General features: G+C 34.9%; 14 protein-coding genes. 2 read left to right on the top strand and 12 right to left on the bottom strand.

The window, feature by feature from the left end; all coding sequences use genetic code 11:
* Nucleotides 1-43: 43 nt before the first annotated feature.
* Nucleotides 44-1,132 carry a prephenate dehydratase gene (gene pheA / locus LU301_RS02355; RefSeq protein ID WP_305272166.1) on the bottom strand — a complete coding sequence of 363 codons (1,089 nt, stop codon included), beginning with the start codon at nt 1,130-1,132 and terminating at the stop codon, nt 44-46.
* A gap of 93 nt (nt 1,133-1,225) precedes the next feature.
* Entirely contained in the window at nt 1,226-2,344 is a 1,119-nt protein-coding gene (locus LU301_RS02350; RefSeq protein ID WP_305272164.1) for a porin, read from the bottom strand.
* Between the two features lie 310 nt (nt 2,345-2,654).
* On the opposite strand from LU301_RS02350, the gene trpS reads away from it, so the two are divergent.
* On the top strand, nt 2,655-3,662 hold the full coding sequence (gene trpS, locus LU301_RS02345; protein ID WP_305272162.1) for a tryptophan--tRNA ligase: 1,008 nt from the start codon (nt 2,655-2,657) through the stop codon (nt 3,660-3,662).
* Nucleotides 3,663-3,774: 112 nt separating this feature from the next.
* On the opposite strand, the gene LU301_RS02340 is transcribed toward trpS, so the two are convergent.
* The 6 genes from LU301_RS02340 to LU301_RS02315 form a co-directional block, all read right to left on the bottom strand.
* Complete coding sequence (locus tag LU301_RS02340) at nt 3,775-4,779, bottom strand: FRG domain-containing protein (protein WP_305272160.1); 1,005 nt, start codon at nt 4,777-4,779, stop codon at nt 3,775-3,777.
* Between the two features lie 27 nt (nt 4,780-4,806).
* On the bottom strand, nt 4,807-6,420 hold the full coding sequence (locus LU301_RS02335) for an ABC transporter ATP-binding protein (RefSeq protein ID WP_305273919.1): 1,614 nt from the start codon (nt 6,418-6,420) through the stop codon (nt 4,807-4,809).
* Entirely contained in the window at nt 6,398-7,408 is a 1,011-nt protein-coding gene (locus LU301_RS02330; RefSeq protein ID WP_305273918.1) for an ABC transporter permease, read from the bottom strand. The genes LU301_RS02335 and LU301_RS02330 overlap by 23 nt, the downstream gene beginning before the upstream one ends.
* A gap of 16 nt (nt 7,409-7,424) precedes the next feature.
* Complete coding sequence (locus LU301_RS02325) at nt 7,425-8,504, bottom strand: microcin C ABC transporter permease YejB (RefSeq protein WP_305272158.1); 1,080 nt, start codon at nt 8,502-8,504, stop codon at nt 7,425-7,427.
* A 12-nt stretch (nt 8,505-8,516) separates the two neighbouring features.
* Nucleotides 8,517-10,337 carry an extracellular solute-binding protein gene (locus LU301_RS02320; protein WP_305273916.1) on the bottom strand — a complete coding sequence of 607 codons (1,821 nt, stop codon included), beginning with the start codon at nt 10,335-10,337 and terminating at the stop codon, nt 8,517-8,519.
* Nucleotides 10,338-10,606: 269 nt separating this feature from the next.
* Nucleotides 10,607-13,513 carry a lytic transglycosylase gene (locus LU301_RS02315; RefSeq protein WP_305272156.1) on the bottom strand — a complete coding sequence of 969 codons (2,907 nt, stop codon included), beginning with the start codon at nt 13,511-13,513 and terminating at the stop codon, nt 10,607-10,609.
* 414 nt (nt 13,514-13,927) lie between these two features.
* On the opposite strand from LU301_RS02315, the gene trmB reads away from it, so the two are divergent.
* On the top strand, nt 13,928-14,632 hold the full coding sequence (trmB, locus tag LU301_RS02310; protein WP_305272154.1) for a tRNA (guanosine(46)-N7)-methyltransferase TrmB: 705 nt from the start codon (nt 13,928-13,930) through the stop codon (nt 14,630-14,632).
* A gap of 73 nt (nt 14,633-14,705) precedes the next feature.
* Here the strand turns inward: trmB and mnmC are convergent, their stop codons facing one another.
* From mnmC to LU301_RS02290, 4 genes are all read right to left on the bottom strand, one after another.
* Complete coding sequence (mnmC, locus tag LU301_RS02305) at nt 14,706-16,526, bottom strand: bifunctional tRNA (5-methylaminomethyl-2-thiouridine)(34)-methyltransferase MnmC2/FAD-dependent 5-carboxymethylaminomethyl-2-thiouridine(34) oxidoreductase MnmC1 (protein ID WP_305272152.1); 1,821 nt, start codon at nt 16,524-16,526, stop codon at nt 14,706-14,708.
* Between the two features lie 85 nt (nt 16,527-16,611).
* Nucleotides 16,612-17,445, bottom strand: coding sequence for a hypothetical protein (locus LU301_RS02300; RefSeq protein ID WP_305272150.1), 834 nt, complete (start codon nt 17,443-17,445; stop codon nt 16,612-16,614).
* Between the two features lie 2 nt (nt 17,446-17,447).
* Nucleotides 17,448-17,750 (bottom strand): YciI family protein, encoded by a 303-nt coding sequence (locus tag LU301_RS02295; RefSeq protein ID WP_305272148.1) that lies wholly within the window; start codon nt 17,748-17,750, stop codon nt 17,448-17,450.
* Nucleotides 17,751-17,804: 54 nt separating this feature from the next.
* A complete protein-coding gene (locus LU301_RS02290; protein WP_305272146.1) occupies nt 17,805-18,419 on the bottom strand; it encodes a septation protein IspZ in 615 nt (204 codons plus the stop codon).
* Nucleotides 18,420-18,440: the final 21 nt, after the last annotated feature.

Raw genomic sequence — 18,440 nt, 5'->3', positions numbered from 1 at the left:
ATTATCTTATATTTTAAATATCTTAATTTAAATATTTCAACAATTATAAAACCGCCATCGGATACGAACCTAACACACGCAATTCTTTGACCATTGGACGAATTTCATCTAATGCTAAACGAATATTTTCATCATCAACATGACCTTTTAAATCGATAAAGAACACATATGCCCATTTGGTTGGCAAATCTGGACGAGTTTCAATACTGGTCATGGTAATATTGTGTTTTGCCAATGGCGTTAAAATATCCAATAATGCACCCGAACGGTCTTGAGCTGACACTAAAATCGATGTTTTATCTTGTCCACTACGTTCTGATTTTTCACGACCAATTACCAAAAAGCGAGTGGTATTATCAGGATTGTCTTCAATATTGGCATGTAAAATATCTAAATTATAGATTTTTGCTGCCACATCACTGGCAATCGCTGCTGAATGCCATTCATTACGAATACGGCGAGCTGCTTCTGCATTTGAATTTAACGGAACAAGTTCTACACCTGGGTAATGCACATCAAGCCATTTACGGCATTGAGCAAGTGTTTGTTGATGTGCATAAATTTGTTTAATACTGTCTTTGCGAGTATGTTCTGAAATGAGTAATTGATGATGAATATGTAATTCTACTTCGCCAATGACTTGTAAATGTGATGTTTTAAAACAATCTAGTGTATGATTAACCACACCTTCTGATGAATTTTCTACAGGAACGATACCATAATGTGCCGAGCCTGCTTCTACGTCACGGAAAACTTCATCTATGCTGTTACATGGGCGAGTAATTGCATCTTGTCCAAAATGTTTATAGGCTGCCGCTTGGGTAAATGTCCCTTCAGGTCCTAAAAATGCAATCGATTGTGGTGCTTCCAATGCCAAACACGCTGACATAATTTCACGGAACAAACGAGCTATGGTTTCATCAGACAAAGGACCTTGATTGCGTTGCATCACATTGCGTAAAACTTGTGCTTCACGTTCTGGGCGATAAAATAATACACTCTCTTCTTCAGATAATTTCACTTTCGCCACTGCTTCTGCAAGCGACGCACGTTTATTAATTAACTGTTGTAGTTGTTCATCAACAGAATCGATTTCTTGACGTAAAGTCGATAAATTAGTTTGGCTCATCATCTATGCTCAAATATCATAAATAAAAAAATTGTATCTCAATTTTCATCAAGATACAATTTTTTCGACTAAAATAATCGTGAATATTGGTATCAATTAGAATTTATATTCCACACCCACACCTACAGCAGTTTGTGTATCTTTCGCAGAACCTTGCTCAAGTGTCAGATAAGCTGCTTGAGTATACGCTTTAACTTGCTTATTTACTGCATAATCTACACCAACCGCATATTGTTGAGCTTCAAAATCAGCCATACCTGCTGTTTTATAGCTAGTAATATTGTGGCTATATTGACCTTTTACTGTTAATGCTTTATGTTGCGGAATATTATATTCAACACCTAATAGCCAACCTTGAGCATCATCAATATTTTGTGCTGATGATGAGTTACCATTTTTTGCTTCAACTTCTGATGTTTGATACAAACCTTTAATCGCTAAATCATTTGTTGCATTTACACGGGCTACTAAACGTACAGTATTAGCAGCAGCAAAAGCAGTTGGCGTACTTACTTCACGAGATGCAGCATTTAAAACACCTTTATTGGCAAAAGTCGTTGGAATTGCTTTATCATAAGCTACACCTAATACAAATTTATCATGCGTATAAGTTACTGAACCAGATAGTGCATCACCTAGACCACGACCAGCCACTTTTACTGCACCACTAACACGATCTACACCGCTTGCTTCACCTGTTGCAGTCAAGAGTGCAACTTTTAATTTACCTTGACCTACTGTAAAATCAGGTGTTTGATAATAAAGTGAATTAGCAACACGACTTTCACCTGTCATGATACCATTAATATCTAATCGATTTTCAATACGATTATTAAATGAATCCACAACGCTTGATAATGATTTTAATGGCGAATCTTGATTACCGACACGCAAAGTACCCAATTTTTTATCTTTGATACCAGCATAGATATTACGGTTAGTAAATGTTTGATCACTTGTTTTACTATCAATCGAAATACCCCACTCTGCCGTATACAAGACGCTAGTACGGTCATTTAATTTTTCTTCGCCTTTTACGCCAATCCAAGAGCTATTAGAATTCACACGTGTTACATCACGGTCAGTACCTACACTATTATTTTGTGGTAAATAATCGATACTTAAATCTAAAGCACCTGTTAATGTTGGTGCTGCATATACACCCATTGTTGATAAGCTAAGCACGATGGCAGTCGCTAATGTTTGCATTTTCATTGATTAATTTCCTTGCTCGGTTAAAAACTTTTTCAAATGATACTTAACATTTATGACAAAACAATGACAATGTGTTCAGTTTCATTTTTCATATCATGACCGAAATCTCGTAAAACAACTATGGCATTTTTAGACTTTTCCATATTTTTCATGATTATATGTCTATTTAATCATCAAATACAACTAAATTTAAGATTTTAGCAATACAATCACTGTATTTTATCATTCAAATAGTTAAAATTTTTCTGTTGTTTAAGCTTATTCTATTTTAAAATAGAGTGATTTTATAATTTTAATTTTAGGTCAAGATATGAATACAACACGCCCTATTATTTTAACAGGCGACCGTCCAACAGGTCAGCTACATTTAGGACATTTTGTCGGTTCTTTGCGTACCCGTGTACAGTTACAAGATAGCCATAATCAGCATATTTTATTGGCAGATACCCAAGCACTTACCGATAATGCTGATAATCCTGATAAAGTACGCAATAATATTTTAAATGTCGCTTTGGATTATTTAGCAGTGGGTATTGACCCAACTAAAACCACCATTTGTGTACAATCTTGCTTACCTGCATTAAATGAATTATCGATGATTTATTTAAATTATGTGAGCTTGGCACGTTTAGAACGCAATCCTACTATTAAAACAGAAATTCAACTACGTGGTTTTGAACGTGATATTCCTGCTGGATTTTTATGCTATCCTGTATCACAAGCAGCAGATATTACTGCATTTAAAGCAACTGTAGTACCTGTGGGTGATGACCAAATCCCAATGATTGAACAAACCAACGAAATTGTACGTAAAATTAACCGTCAAGCAGGACGTGATATTTTACCAGAATGCCAAGCGTTATTGTCAAATACTGGACGTTTACCGGGTTTTGATGGTAAAGCAAAAATGTCAAAATCATTAGGTAATACCATTGTACTTGATGCATCCGATGCAGATATTAAAAAAGCAGTCAATGCCATGTACACTGACCCAAATCATTTACGCATTGAAGACCCCGGTCAAGTGGAAGGCAATGTCGTGTTTACTTATCTTGATGCATTTGACCCAAATCAAGATGAATTGGCAGAACTCAAAGCTCACTATCAACGTGGTGGTTTAGGCGATGGTACAGTGAAAAAACGTTTGACAGGCATTTTACAAGAATTGATTGCCCCAATTCGTGAACGCCGTGCAGAATTGGCAAAAGACCCTGATTATATTATGGACGTATTAAAAACAGGCACACAAAAATGTCAAATTATCACGCAAGCAACACTTGATGAAGTAAAAGATGGTTTGCATTATTTCAGTTTTTAATTGAGATTTTAATAAAAATACACGTTGATTGTTTCAGCGTGTATTTTATAAACTATGCCATAAATTAAACATCTAACCTTTGGGTTTTGATTTTTTGGAAATCTAGGTTATTTTAACTTTCCTTATAACGAGCAATAATATGTTCAGCTTGTTGATCTAATTCAGGAAATAAAGTTTGATGGTTAATTCCAAAAGATTTCAATTCATTTAAAATACTAACTTTTGATTTAGCATCAATAATCAGTTTCTTCTCCTGTTGAGAAACTATCCACTCTGGATTCAAATCAGCTTGATTAATCTTTTTATCATTGATACCAAAAATCAAAAAAGCTCCTTGCTGACGAATAATTCTAGAATTATTTGCTTTAGGCTTAACACATAGTACACGACTTAAATCTACTCTTTGTATAATTGGTAAAAAAGAAGGTTTATCTTTTCTGACATCATTCAATAATTTAATAATATGCTTTTGTGAATTATATTCTTTCACAGTAATATCCTTACTAATATTGAATTGTTCATCTTTTGGCAACTCATGCATTTCTTTAATAATTTGTTGGAATTCTAATAATAAATCATTGTTATTTTTTTGTAAATACTCTATCATTTCATGCTCCTCTTTTAACAGTAGTACTTTTTCTCTACCCATTTTATATTGTGATTCAATAGATAAGTTATCAGATTGAAAATCTTTATCTTGTAATGAAATAGCAGATAAAATAGCCACAGTATCACTATCATGGTATTTAAGCTTATCATTAGGAATATCAAAAACAATAACTTCTCCATCAGTTCCGTCTATTTTAGAAACTGAAAAATATAAAGCAACCAATGCATTATAAGTAATATCTAATAATCGTGTTGGATAGCCATAATGTTGCATTTTCACTAATTTATCAAAAAGTGTATCATGTGGAGAAAAATATTCATGACACTCTGTCAGAACATCTTTAATAATATTATGCTCATTTGCAATTAAATGATTACTTCTATAAATACTCGGCTGTAACTTATAATCAATATTAGAATGTCCACGAAAAAATCGTGTTTTTCCTTTTTCACACTCGCCTACTTTTGCTAATGCTTCAACAAACTCACTTAAAGTTTTAATTTTCATTTCTCATCTCTCACTAATTAATAACAATTATTCCACCCCACTCGCTTCAATTAACATTTTCGTATAGTCTTGTTGTGGTGAGGTAAACAATTGTTCAGTCGGCTGATATTCTACCACTTCACTATTTTTTAATACCAAAACGTTTTGGCATAATGCTCGTATGACGTGTAAATCATGGCTAATAAAAATGTAGCTAATACCAAATTGCTGTTGAAAATGGCGTAATAATTGTACGATTGCTCGCTGTGTGGTACGGTCTAAAGCGGATGTTGGTTCATCTAAAATCATCAATTTTGGTTTTAAAATCAATGCTCTGGCTAAAGAAACACGTTGTCTTTGCCCACCAGATAACTCATGTGGATAACGTGTAGCAAATTCTACAGGTAATTCAACATGTTGTAATGCTTCGGCAACTCGTGTTTGAATCTCGTGTTTATTTACGCCCAAAACCTGCAATCCTTCACCAATAATTTGAGCAATGGTCATGCGTGGGTTTAAACTACTAAATGGGTCTTGAAAAACAATCTGAAAATGCTGACGTAATGGACGTAATTGTTTTTCTTTCAACTGATTTAAATCTTGATTCAATAATATAATTTCGCCTTCACTTTCAATTAAACGAGCAATCGCTAAAGCAAATGATGTTTTTCCTGAACCACTTTCACCCACAACCCCTAAACTTTCTCCTTGTACAAGCTGAACAGATAATGGACGAACTGCATGATAATAATCAACAATTCGATTGAATAATCCCGCTTTAATTGGGAATTTAACCGTTAATTGTTCAATATTTAAAATCGTTTCTGCCTGTTGATTCAGTGGTAATGCTTGCCCAAAATCTTGATTAAGTAAATGTTTAGTATATTCTGCTTGTGGTTGAGAAAATAATGTTTGGCATTCTCCTTGTTCGACCACTTGTCCATATTGCATGACAATCACATCATCCGCATAACGTTTTACCAAATTTAAATCATGGCTAATTAAAATCATTGCCATATTTTTTTGTTGCTGTAATTGTTTTAATAATTCTAATATTTGTTTTTGTAAAGTTACATCTAACGCGGTTGTTGGCTCATCAGCAATTAAAACTTCAGGCTCTAATGCCAATGCTGATGCAATCATCACACGCTGACGTTGCCCTCCTGATAATTCATGTGGATAGCGTTTTAATTTATCTTCAGGTTCAGCGATACCAACATCGTGTAATAATTGAATCACTTTAGCACGAGTTTCAGTTTTACTATAACCTTGTAATAATAAACTTTCCCCAATAATCGTTTCAACACGATGTAAGGGATTTAATGCGGTCATCGGTTCTTGAAATATCATGGCAATTTTACGCCCACGAATATGGCGTTGTTGTTCTGCTGAAATCGATAATAAATCAATCATCTGACCTTGATGATTAAAATTCGCTTTTCCTGTAATTTTTAAATCTGCTGATAATAAACCTAATAATGCTAAATTACTAATCGATTTACCAGAACCACTTTCTCCTACAATCGCCAATGTTTTTGCAGGATAAATTTTAAAATTAAGCTGTTGTACCAATTTTTTATCGGCATAATCAATATTTAAATCATGCACGCTTAATAATGCAGATACATCATGATTGGCATTATTTTCTTGGGTCAAAAGCATCACGGGTAGCTTCTCCAATATAAATCAATAATGATAAAACAATCGCTAAAGTAAAAAATGCGGATAATGCTAACCATGGTGCATTAAGATTATTTTTACCTTGTAATAATAATTCACCTAATGATGCTGAATCTGGTGGTAAACCATAACCTAAATAATCTAGCGAAGTTAATGCGGTTAAATTTGCAGTTAATATAAATGGCAATTGTGATAAAGTTGAACTCATTGCATTCGGCAATATATGACGGAAAATAATCACATGGTCTTTTACGCCTAATGCTCGAGCAGAGCGAACATAATCAAAATTTCGCATTCTTAAAAACTCTGCTCGCACTAAACCCACCAATGCTGTCCAACCGAAACAGAGCATAATAGCAAATAACCAATAAATATTTGGTGTAAACATACTGACTAATATCATCACCATAAAAAGCATAGGTAATCCACCCCATACTTCTAAAATCCGTTGCCCAAATAAATCAATCCAACCACCATAATATCCCTGTATTGCACCAACAGTAATGCCAATAACAGCAGAACATAATGTCAAAGCAAAAGCAAATAATAATGATACTCGCAAACCATATAATATTCGAGCTAATACATCTCGTCCTTGATCATCTGTACCTAGCCAATTTTGTGTTGTTGGGGGAGATGGTACAGGCACGTCTAAATCTAAATTTGGTGATTGATATGAAAATGGAATAATCGGTGAAATTGCCCAACCATCAGCCTCAATTAAAGCCTGTACAGCAGGGTCTTTATAATCGGTTTCAGTTTCAAATACGCCACCAAATGTGGTTTCAGGATAGGATTTTAATATCGGGAAATAGGTTTCTTGTTTATAACGTACGATAATGGGTTTATCATTGGCAATTAGTTCTACCCCCAACGATAAAATAAAAATCAGCATAAAAATAATAAAACAACTAAAACCTAAACGATTTGCTTTAAATCGCTGTATGCGTTGTTTCATCATTGGAGAAATATGAAAAACACTCATTTTATTTCCCCTGTGCATCAAAGTTAATTCTAGGGTCAATCATTTGATACATCACATCACCAATTAAACGTAATACTAAACCCATTAAAGTAAAAATAAATAATGTACCAAAAATCACAGGATAATCTCGTTGTACAATCGCTTCAAAACCTAATAAACCTAAACCATCTAAATTAAATAAAATTTCAATAAATAAGTTCCCAGCAAAAAATACACCTACCAATACTTCAGGTAAACTCGCAATCACAATCAACATCGCATTACGAAATACATGACCATATAAGACTTTATTTTCAGTTAAACCTTTACTTCTCGCCATCAGAACATATTGTTTATTGAGTTCTTCCATAAACGAATATTTGGTTAAATAAGTCAAACTGGCAAAACCACCTAAAATCATTGCAATTAAAGGTAAAGTCATATGCCAAAAATAATCTTTAATTTTACCAAATAATGAGAGCTGGTCGAAATTATCCGACATTAAACCTTGCAATGGAAACCATTGAAAATATGAACCACCTGCAAAAAAAACAATCAGCAAAATCCCAAAAACAAATGACGGCACGGCATAGCCCACTGCCAATAATAATGATGTTGATTTATCAAAAAATAATCCATGTTGTTTGGCTTTTTTAATCCCCAAAGGAATGGAAATTAAATAAACCAATAAAGTACTCCATAATCCTAACGAAATACTGACAGGCATTTTTTCATAAATCAATTCAATCACCGATTTATCTTTAAAAAAACTGGTACCAAAATCAAAGGTTAAATATCCCTTCAGCATCATCCAAAAACGTTCGTGAGCAGGTTTATCAAAGCCATATTGTGCTTTAATTTTTTCAACCATTTCATCACTTAAGCCCCGAGCACCCTGATATTGTCCCACTGTATTTTGTGCAACACTTGCGGTATCAGCACCGCTTTGCTGTAAGCCCACGCCCTGAAAAGTTTGTGCTTGTTGAATGGCTTGTTCTACAGGTCCACCGGGAGCGATTTGTACCACAATAAAATTGAGCAATAAAATAAAAAATAAGGTTGGTATAATCAATAATAAACGTTTAAGAATATAAATTTTCATTGGAATATCTCATTATTTTTTCAAATATAAATCAACCGCATTGGCTTTATCTGTATTTACCCACCAATAATCCAAAGCAGTGGCTAAACGTGCTTGCCGTTGTGGACGTTGATACATATTCCAATATGCTAGCCAATTCTCACCTTTACCATACGTTAATATATGATAATATCCTGAACGTAAAATACGATCTAATACTTTGGTACGAATAATTAACTGCTCTCGATTGGGTGCTTCAATAATACTTTGAATAACCTCATCAATCACAGGATTTTTAATCCCTGCATAGTTAGATGCACCTTGTTGGTCAGCGGATTGACTGCCCCAATATTGTGCTTGTTCATTCCCCGGAGATAATGATTGCAACATCACATTTGATGTCATTTCAAAATCATATTTACGCATACGTTCAATATATTGTGGTAAATCAACTTGACGAATATTGACTTCAATACCTAATTTTTTTAAATTACGCACATAAGGCATTAAAGTACGAATTAAATTCTCCTGATGAATTAAAAACTCAATTTTAATCGGTTGCCCATCTTTACCTAATAATCGACCATCTTGCACAAAATAACCTGCTTGACGCAATATCTCTCGTGCTTTTAATAAATTATCACGATTAAAGCCACTGGCATCAGAAACAGGATATTGCCATTCATTTAAAATGCCATCTTGCATGATTTTAGGCAAACGTGGTAATAATGGTGTTAAGATTGCCATTTCTTCCGCACTAGGTACACCTTTCGCTTCAAGCTCGCTATTCATAAAATAACTTTGTAAACGGCGATATTGCCCATAAAATAATGCTTTACTTTGCCATTCAAAATCATAGGCATAGGTTAAAGCCTGACGAAAATAAATATCATCAAAAGGTGCTTTACGTTGATTAAATACAAAATTTTGTGTATTGATAGGATTAAAATGTACCGCTTTATATTGTTCGACCATACCTGCCTGCACTGCGGGGAATTTATATTCTGTTACCCATCGGCGAGCGGAATATTCTTCTTGTACGGTAAATTGTCCTGATTTAAATCCTTCAAAAGCGGTTTCTAAATTACGATAATACACATATTTAATATTATCAATATTATAACGCCCACGATTCACCATTAAATCTTTTGCCCAATAATTCGGATTACGTTTATAACTAATACTGCGTCCTGCATCAATTTTATCAATTAAATAAGGTCCTGAACCTAAAATCGGTTGCATGGTAATACGAGTAAAATCTTTATCTTGCCAATCCTTTTTAGAATAAATCGGCAATGATGCAATAGTTAATGCCAAATCTTTATTATTTTTTGATTTAAAATAAACTTTCACTTGATATTTTGATAATACTTCAGTGCGATCTAAATCAGATAAATACATTTGCAAACCGAAACTTGACTTAGTTTGAAAGGTATCCAAACTAAATTTAACATCATCAGCCGTAACCTCTGAACCATCACTAAAACGAGCTTGTGGATTTAAATGAAAAATGACATAACTTAAATCATCGGGGTCAAGTGTGACTTTCTCCGCCAATAATGGGTACATCACGCCTGATTCATCCAGTGAACTATCCATCAAACTATCAAATAAATAATTTAAACCTTGTGCTGATGTGCCTTTGCCATTAAATTGATTCAAAGTATCAAAAGTACCATTCGCAGAAAAACTAATATATCCGCCTTTATTTGCTAAGGGATTGGCATAAGGTAAAACATCATGTTGTGCATACAATGGTTCAGTATGCACTGCAATATAAGGTGTGGTTTGTGGAATACTATAGGCAATACCGCTCAATAATAGACCACATAATGCCCAATAAATCTGTTTCATCATATTATTCTGCTATTTTAATAAAACCTTAAAATAACCACAAAACAAGCGACTTATGAGTGATATTAGAGCAATATCGTAGGGGCGAATCACATTCGCCCATACTGATATAAACAAATGTTTTATTGGGCAAATATTATTTGCCCCTACACACCATCCTCATATTTACCCAATGATATGCTTGTGGATTTTGGATTTAGATAATCAATTATAAAAAATCTCTTATTAATATCACATCAACAAGAGATTTTTTAAATCTAGCAATTCATTTACTTCGCTGGTACTTGAATAGTTGTCCCCGATTGTAAACTTGCATTTGATTTTAAGCCATTGATTTGAGCTAATTCAGCAGGTGTTATACCATGCTTTTTTGCTATCGCAATCAAGCTATCACCACTTTTGACTTTATAGCTGACCGTTTTAGCCTTTTTGTTGCTGTCTTTTTTAGTGTCAGCTTTTTTATCAATCGGCTTTTTCTCATCAGCTTTTTTGGTTAATGTCTTAGCTGGTTCTTTAGCAGGTTCAGATTTTTTCGTTGCTTTTGGAATCACTAAACGTTGTCCACTACGTACCGTACTCTTACTCGTTAAGCCATTTGCCGCAGCTAATTCAGCAATCGTTAATCCTTCTCGTTTAGCAATACTGGTCAATGTTTCACCTGATTTAACAACATAAGCTGTATTTGCATTTGATGTTGATGTCGCTTTTGGTGCAGGCGTTACTTTTGGTTGAGTAACTTGTTTCGGTACATCGCCTGTTAATTTTAATACCTGACCTGCACGCACACGAGAATTACGCTCTAAACCATTTAATTCAGCTAAATAATTTAATTGTAAAGCATAACGTTGTGCGATACTGGTTAATGTTTCACCAGACTTAACCGTATGACTGGTTGGATGTGTTGTACGTTTTTCATTCGCTGATGTCTCAAGTACTTTACTTGATGTATTTTTACCTTTAGGTACATTAATTTTTTGTCCTGCTTGTAAAATACTATTAGCACTCACGCCATCAGTTAAATCAGCTAATTCTTTAGCAGTCATACTATAACGACTTGCTAAACCAATTAAGTTTTCACCACGTTTAACAATATAACTTTCTGTTGCAATTTTACTATTCACTGGAGATGTTGGTTTCACCATAGGTTTGACAGGTGCAACAGGTTTTGGCGGTATTTTTGGTTCAACAAGACTCAATTTTTGCCCTGTAATCACACGACTCGTAACTGTTAAACCATTATATTCAGCAAGCTGCTTAACCGTTAAACCTGTACGATTCGCAATACTATTTAAACTATCGCCACTTTGTACCGTATAAATTTCAGGCTTTTTCACAGGTGTAGGTGTCGGTTTAGGCTCATTCACTACTTTAGCATTATATAAATACAAAGGTGTACCCACTAACAATGCAGCATTGGCATCAATCTTATTCCACTCTGCAATATCACGCCAATTTACACCATAACGATTAGCAATATTGATTAAACTATCGCCTGCACGTACCACATAAGTGGTTCGTTTACCTTTAGGTGCAGTTACAACCACTTCTTTTTCTTTTTTGATAATCTCTTTATTTTTATTCAACTGTGCTACTTCTGTCGTTTCTGCTATTTTTTCAGTAACAGCGGTTGGATAACTAAAGGTTTTTTCAATTTCCTGACCTGTTTTTTCAGCAACAGTTAAATTAGTTTCAACTGTTTCTAAATCAACATCATCATGTTCTACAGGAATAGCAGGTGCGATAGTTGATGCTGATGTGGTCAATGTTTCACTTGGTGGAGTGATATTATTTGTCGTAGATATAATATTATCAAGTTTAGCAAATTTACCTTCAACAGTATTAACATTTGATGTCGTAGAAGCCATCAATGTTGTATTTGATGTTTCTTCCGCCAATAGCTCAGCAATTTTTGCACGTTCAGCATCAGAAATAGGTGGCTCTACTGGTGCTATAGGTTGTGCATTTACTGTCGTCATCGGTGTTGTCGTAGGTGGATTCACACTCGGCAAAGGAATAAATTGTCCTGCTATTGAACCTGTTACCCGATTGACTGTAGGTTTAGTTTCTATTTTCTTTGCCAACCAACTATTATCCACTTTACCTTTCAATTGAGCATCAATATTGGGATTTAAATCAGCAGGAATTAATAAACGCATTGAACTTGAATAATCAATAATATCACCACGATAACCAGGGTTTAACGCATATAATTCTGCACGATTTAAACCAGTAACCTGCGATACATAATTTAAATCCATCGGTTCACTTAAGATAATTTCACGGAAGTGTGGGCGGTTAGCAATCGCAGGAATATCAACACCATAAGCTGCTTGATTTTTTACAATTTGAGCTACAGCAATAAAACGTGGTACATAATCCATCGTTTCCTTAGGCAAACGTAATGACCAATAATCCGTTGGTAGACCCGCTTCTTCATTACGCTTAATGGCTTTAGCAATTGTTCCTGGTCCAGCATTATAAGCAGCCAATGCTAATTCCCAAGAACCAAACTGATTATATAATGCACTTAAAAAGTCATAAGCTGCTTGTGTAGATGCGACAACATCACGGCGACCATCATAGGTTGAGTTTTGCGTTAAGCCATAAGAACGTCCTGTTGATGGAATAAATTGCCACAAACCTGCTGCTGCAGCTGAACTAGTAGCTGCTGGGTCATAAGAGCTTTCAATCACTGGCAATAAGGCTAGTTCGGTTGGTAAACCACGGCGTTCCGCTTCACGTACAGTATAAAATAAATAACGACTGGCACGAGCACTTAAACGGTCTAAATAAGGCTGACGAGAAATAAACCAATTTCGTTGTGCTGAAATACGTGGATGTTGTAAATTGTCTAATCCCATGCCATAGCCTAAAGGCAAACGTTTCCATACATTACCATGCTTTAAAATTGCTAAACGGTCATTTTCCACCGCTCGTACATCTGTTGCATAAAGTAAACCTTCCAAGCTATCAAAACTATCCGCATCTAAATATTCTGAATCTGCACTGTTTACATCTTGTACCGCAACAGCTTTATTTTGAGATGCTTTCTGCACAGGTGTCGTTGTAGTTGCACACGCAGTTAAACCCAAACTTCCTATAGCGGTTGCTATCATTGATAATTTAAAAACACGTTGTTTTGTTTGTTGCCAAATCGTTGTATTCATGCTTGTCATAAAAATGGTTTACCTATACGAATATTGTATAATAATACGAATTAAAAAGATTTAATCAAATTCATTCTATTATACTCATCTAAAATACTGTTATGATGATATTTACATACATATTAATCTAATCATAATTAGATTATTATCTTGCAATCGCCACTCAAAATGTTTAAACAATAAATCATCTTTGAGCAAAATATCATGGCATATCTGACTATTGTAAAACAAGTCATTATAAAATCAAGTCTATTTTCACAAAATCATATCAATAAGATGTTACAAAATATCATAATCCACCCAAAATATATGAATTTAATCATATCAATTGTTATCAATATCGATTTTTAAGAACAATATATTGGTTTCTGTAACTAAAAATGAGATAATGTGTGCTTTAAATTATCTTTATGTTGAATAACAATGACTCAAAACGCTGCTCACACACCATCGGAACATCAAGAACATCGTGAAATTGTAACCTTTATGCGACGTTCTGCTCCACTAAATACATCTCAACGTACGGCTTTAGAACAATATCAGCATTTAATTTTACATTATCCTGTGAGTGATTTACGTCAATATTTTACTGAATCTCATCGTCCTTTAACCGTTGAAATTGGTTTTGGTATGGGACAATCATTAGTCGAAATGGCTAAAAATAACCCTGAACGTAATTATGTGGGCATTGAAGTCCATATTCCGGGCATTGCTCAATGTTTACATGAAGCAGGCTTATGGGGTTTAACCAATTTACGTGTGCTTGATGCCGATGCAATTCAAGTCTTAAAAGAGATGCCTGATAATAGCATTGATACACTGCAATTGTATTTCCCTGACCCATGGCAAAAGAAACGTCATTTTAAACGCCGTTTTGTAGTACCTGAGCGTATGGCATTGGTTGAACAAAAACTAAAAATAGGGGGTACATTCCACACTGCAACGGATTGGCAACCGTATGCCGAATGGATGATTGATGTGTTAGAGCAACGCCCACGACTCAAAAATTTAGCAGGTAAAGGCAATGCTTATCCACGTCCTGAATGGCGACCCTTAACCAAATTTGAACAACGTGGTATTGATGCAGGACACCCCATTGCTGATTTTATTTTTGAAAAAATAAGCTAAACACAGTATAAAGACCGAAATAATATTGATAGTATTTCGGTCTTTATCATTTAAATTCAACAATTTAATCAGCTTAATTAACAAACACTTTCTTAAAGCGTTGCGGACGCAATTTTTGCCACAAACTTTGTGGTATAGGCACTATTTCCCCTAACATCTCTGCCATCAATACATCTGCACAGAGTGGTGCAAATAAAAAGCCTTTAGAGCCCAATCCTGTTAAAGTATAAATTTGCCCTTGAGCCACTTTACCTACAATTGGAAAATAATCCGCTGTTTGAGCTCGAACAGATGCCCTGCCCTGCCACTGTTCAATGCTCGGTAATTGTTTTGCTAAACTCGGTAAGGCTTGTTTAACCAAATCAAAATTATGTTGATGATCCGCAAGCAACACATCATCATCATCTCGATTCGGATAAAATGAAGCACCCAAAACCAATTTTTTCTCATGGACTTGTGCGATATAACCACCATAACTATAAGCGTGATGACAAGATAAAACAGGATGATCCATCTCAATATAACTCACTTGCCCACGAATCGCTTTTAATGTTGGAAAAGGCTGTAACACATCCGCTGTGTGTTTAGCCGCACACACAATCACTTTATCATATCTTAAATGTTCATTTAAAATCACAGACCCATCTTGTTGTACGGTTATTTTTTGCACATCTAAAGAATGATAATGAATAGCATAATGTGCCAAAATTTGCTCAGCCAAACGATGTGGTTCAACCGCCCCTGCTTGTAATAAATTAAGCTGTGGATAATGTTCATTCCATTGCGGATAAATCACATCTAATGACAATACCCCTTGCGGATAGTCATCAAGATAATGCAATTCTGTTTCTGCTTTAAGCTGTAATTGCTGTACATTTAACGTCCTAAATGCCTGAAATTGACGATAATATCGCATAGCATATTGCCAGCTATTGACCATCAAATGTTCTGCACTTTGTTCAATATCACACAGTTTAGGATTTAATAATGCTAATGGATTACCTGAAGCACCTGATAAAGGTTTATTTTTATCAAAAATATCAACATGATAGCCACGTTGTGCCAAAGCCCATGCACAAGTCAAACCTGCAATCCCTGCCCCAATAATAGCAATTTTAGCATTTTTTAAATTTACTATTTGTTCTAAGTGTTGTGTTTGATGTGCATTATCCACTTGCCAAATTGCTTTTAACATTTCTCGTTTATGTCCAAACCCTTTCGGGCGACTAATCGAAATACCATATTGAGCTAAACCACGTTTTACCACACCCGCAACAGTAAATGATGCAAATGTTGTACCTATTGTGGATAGACGAATAATATGCTTTAAGACATTATCCTGCCAAAAATCAGCATTACATGATGGTGCAAAACCATCTAAAAACCAAGCATTTACAGGGTGATGTGTTGCAATTTTTGGTAATACATCAACTGCATCGCCTAACCACAAATCTAAACTAATTCGTTGTTGTGGAAAACAAATACGATGGCAACCTGCAATAGGCAATGGATAATGCTCTATCAATTGTGCAGATAAATCCGCTAATTCCGTCCACACCGCTAAAGCACGGCGTAAATCATCAATACTTAAAGGATATTTTTCAATACTAATAAAATGTAAATGACTATGATTATTAGGTCGAACTTGTTGCCATAATTGCCATAATGCTAAAAAGTTTAAACCTGTACCAAAACCTGTTTCACCTACACAAAAATATTCAAAATCATCAAGTTGAGCTAAACGTTCATTTAAATCATTACCATTTAAAAACACATGACGTGTTTCTAATAATCCATTGGCTTTAGAAAAATAAACATCACCAAATTGTTTAGAAATCGGAATTTCGACTTCATCAATCTGTTGCCACTCAATTTCAGCAGTTTGAATACGCATAGTCTCTTAAAGTATCTATCATTTGATGGGTAAATAACATTTACCTTACAATCAATCACTTATAATCAGCTTAGGATATTTCATATTATAAATAAGGACGCTGACGGCGAGCAAATAAATAGCCTGTTAAAAAGCCAAAAATTGCACCAACCAATAAAATCATTGCACCATAAAATAATAATTGTGCCGTACGCTCACTTTCTAAGACTTTTACTTGTGTACTCAAATTATCATTCTGCATTTGCAATTCTTGGTTTTGGGCGACTGTTTCATCATTTCTTTGCTCTAAATTCTGATAACGTTCATACACTTCCTTAGATACCACTACTTGTGTTGCTGATAATTTCGTTTTATCTACTTTTGCATCAGTCGTTGCTTTATTCACATCGGATTTAGTTGCACCTGCTACATTAGGTACAACAGCCATTGCAGGGTTATATAAAGGTGCTTGTGTTGTACTCTCTATTGGTGTCGTTTGCTCTGATGATGTATTACCCTGTGCTGCTGCAACTACCGTAGCAGCAGTTGCCACTACCGCTGTTGTCGTTGGTTTTGTTTTCGGCGAATTATTTACAGGCTTAGCTAATTGTATAGATGGTGTTGGTTTCTGCTGTGACGTAGTTGTTCTAGGCTTAGCTTGTTGTTGTTGAGTAGTCGGTTTTACCTGCGTTGTTGTATGATTAGGCTTTGGTCGTGTAGTTTGTTGTGTATTAGCCGTAAGTTTTGTTTGTGCAATAGGAGTTACTTTCTGCTGTTGAACATTTGTTGTTGCAGGCTTCGGTTTTTGCTGTGCCGTATTATTAGTAGGTTTTACCTGCTGTTGTGAACTTTGTGTCGTATCCTGTTCAGCCCAAGCCATTGGGCTAAACGTAGTACTAATAATCATGAGTGCTAATAGCATTTTATTCATATTGTTCATGACTAATCCTTAGGAAAGGCTTTATTAAATGGACGAACTTCAACCTGTTGATACACCCCAGCTTGTACAAAAGGCTCTTCTGCAAGCCATGCATCTAATTGCTCACGACTATCAAAATCCACAATCATCACACTACCATAAAATCCAGCTTGTGGATTATCACGTTCTTTAGGCATCGCACCTGCCGTCAATAATCGCCCTTCAGCATTTAACTGCTCCAAACGTGCCACATGAGCAGGACGTGTCGCTAAACGCTGTTCAACTGTGCCTTCAGCATCAGTACATAATAACACAAATAACATCATCTATTCCTAATTTGAAATTATGATTATTTTAGCACAACTTCACGCAAAATAGCGTTAAGCATCGGGGCTTTTAAAATATTTACGCAACACGACAAATTGACCGATTAAAAATGCAATCATCACTGTAATATCGCCAAACGCTGTAAATTCTCCCCAATATTTGCCATTCATAAAAATAAAGGCAAAAAATCCATGTAAACCCGCCATAACAACAAACATCATACCCCATGCTGTATTGAGTTTAACCCAACCTTTTTCAGTAAGATTAAACACTGGATCTAACATTTTACGAATTAATGGTTGCTTATTTTTCATAAATAATGGCGAAAAGAAAAACACACCAGCAAAAATTAAATTGATAATAACGGCCTTTAATCGTATATAATAGTCATCGCTCAACATCAAAGTAACGCCACCAAAGATGATGGTCATTAACAAAACAAACCATTGTTGTTTTTCTAAGCGAAATTTTTGTGATACAAATAAAGTACCATAAACCACGAGCATAGAAATAATTAAACCTGCGGTTGCAACTAAAATATGGTTATTATCTACCCCACCTTCTGCACCAAACCATTGTAAAAAAGGGTGCTGTGTATCTTTTGGATCTACTGTTTTATAGAGATAAAAAAAGATAATCATTGGGATAAAGTCAAGAAAGGCTTTCATAACGTAAACTTCAATCAGCTT

The sequence above is a fragment of the Moraxella sp. ZY210820 genome, assembly GCF_030674635.1.
Taxonomy (GTDB): domain Bacteria; phylum Pseudomonadota; class Gammaproteobacteria; order Pseudomonadales; family Moraxellaceae; genus Acinetobacter.
The sequence above is the reverse complement of the archived record's forward strand: the minus strand, read 5'-3'. Positions and strand labels throughout refer to the sequence as shown.

What these genes read in the sequence shown, in the direction of transcription:
- pheA (WP_305272166.1), bottom strand. Translation starts at nt 1,132, where the DNA reads ATGATGAGCCAAACTAATTTATCGACTTTACGTCAAGAAATCGATTCT.
- LU301_RS02350 (WP_305272164.1), bottom strand. Translation starts at nt 2,344, where the DNA reads ATGAAAATGCAAACATTAGCGACTGCCATCGTGCTTAGCTTATCAACA.
- trpS (WP_305272162.1), top strand. Translation starts at nt 2,655, where the DNA reads ATGAATACAACACGCCCTATTATTTTAACAGGCGACCGTCCAACAGGT.
- LU301_RS02340 (WP_305272160.1), bottom strand. Translation starts at nt 4,779, where the DNA reads ATGAAAATTAAAACTTTAAGTGAGTTTGTTGAAGCATTAGCAAAAGTA.
- LU301_RS02335 (WP_305273919.1), bottom strand. Translation starts at nt 6,420, where the DNA reads ATGCTTTTGACCCAAGAAAATAATGCCAATCATGATGTATCTGCATTA.
- LU301_RS02325 (WP_305272158.1), bottom strand. Translation starts at nt 8,504, where the DNA reads ATGAAAATTTATATTCTTAAACGTTTATTATTGATTATACCAACCTTA.
- LU301_RS02320 (WP_305273916.1), bottom strand. Translation starts at nt 10,337, where the DNA reads ATGAAACAGATTTATTGGGCATTATGTGGTCTATTATTGAGCGGTATT.
- LU301_RS02315 (WP_305272156.1), bottom strand. Translation starts at nt 13,513, where the DNA reads ATGACAAGCATGAATACAACGATTTGGCAACAAACAAAACAACGTGTT.
- trmB (WP_305272154.1), top strand. Translation starts at nt 13,928, where the DNA reads ATGACTCAAAACGCTGCTCACACACCATCGGAACATCAAGAACATCGT.
- mnmC (WP_305272152.1), bottom strand. Translation starts at nt 16,526, where the DNA reads ATGCGTATTCAAACTGCTGAAATTGAGTGGCAACAGATTGATGAAGTC.
- LU301_RS02300 (WP_305272150.1), bottom strand. Translation starts at nt 17,445, where the DNA reads ATGAACAATATGAATAAAATGCTATTAGCACTCATGATTATTAGTACT.
- LU301_RS02295 (WP_305272148.1), bottom strand. Translation starts at nt 17,750, where the DNA reads ATGATGTTATTTGTGTTATTATGTACTGATGCTGAAGGCACAGTTGAA.
- LU301_RS02290 (WP_305272146.1), bottom strand. Translation starts at nt 18,419, where the DNA reads ATGAAAGCCTTTCTTGACTTTATCCCAATGATTATCTTTTTTTATCTC.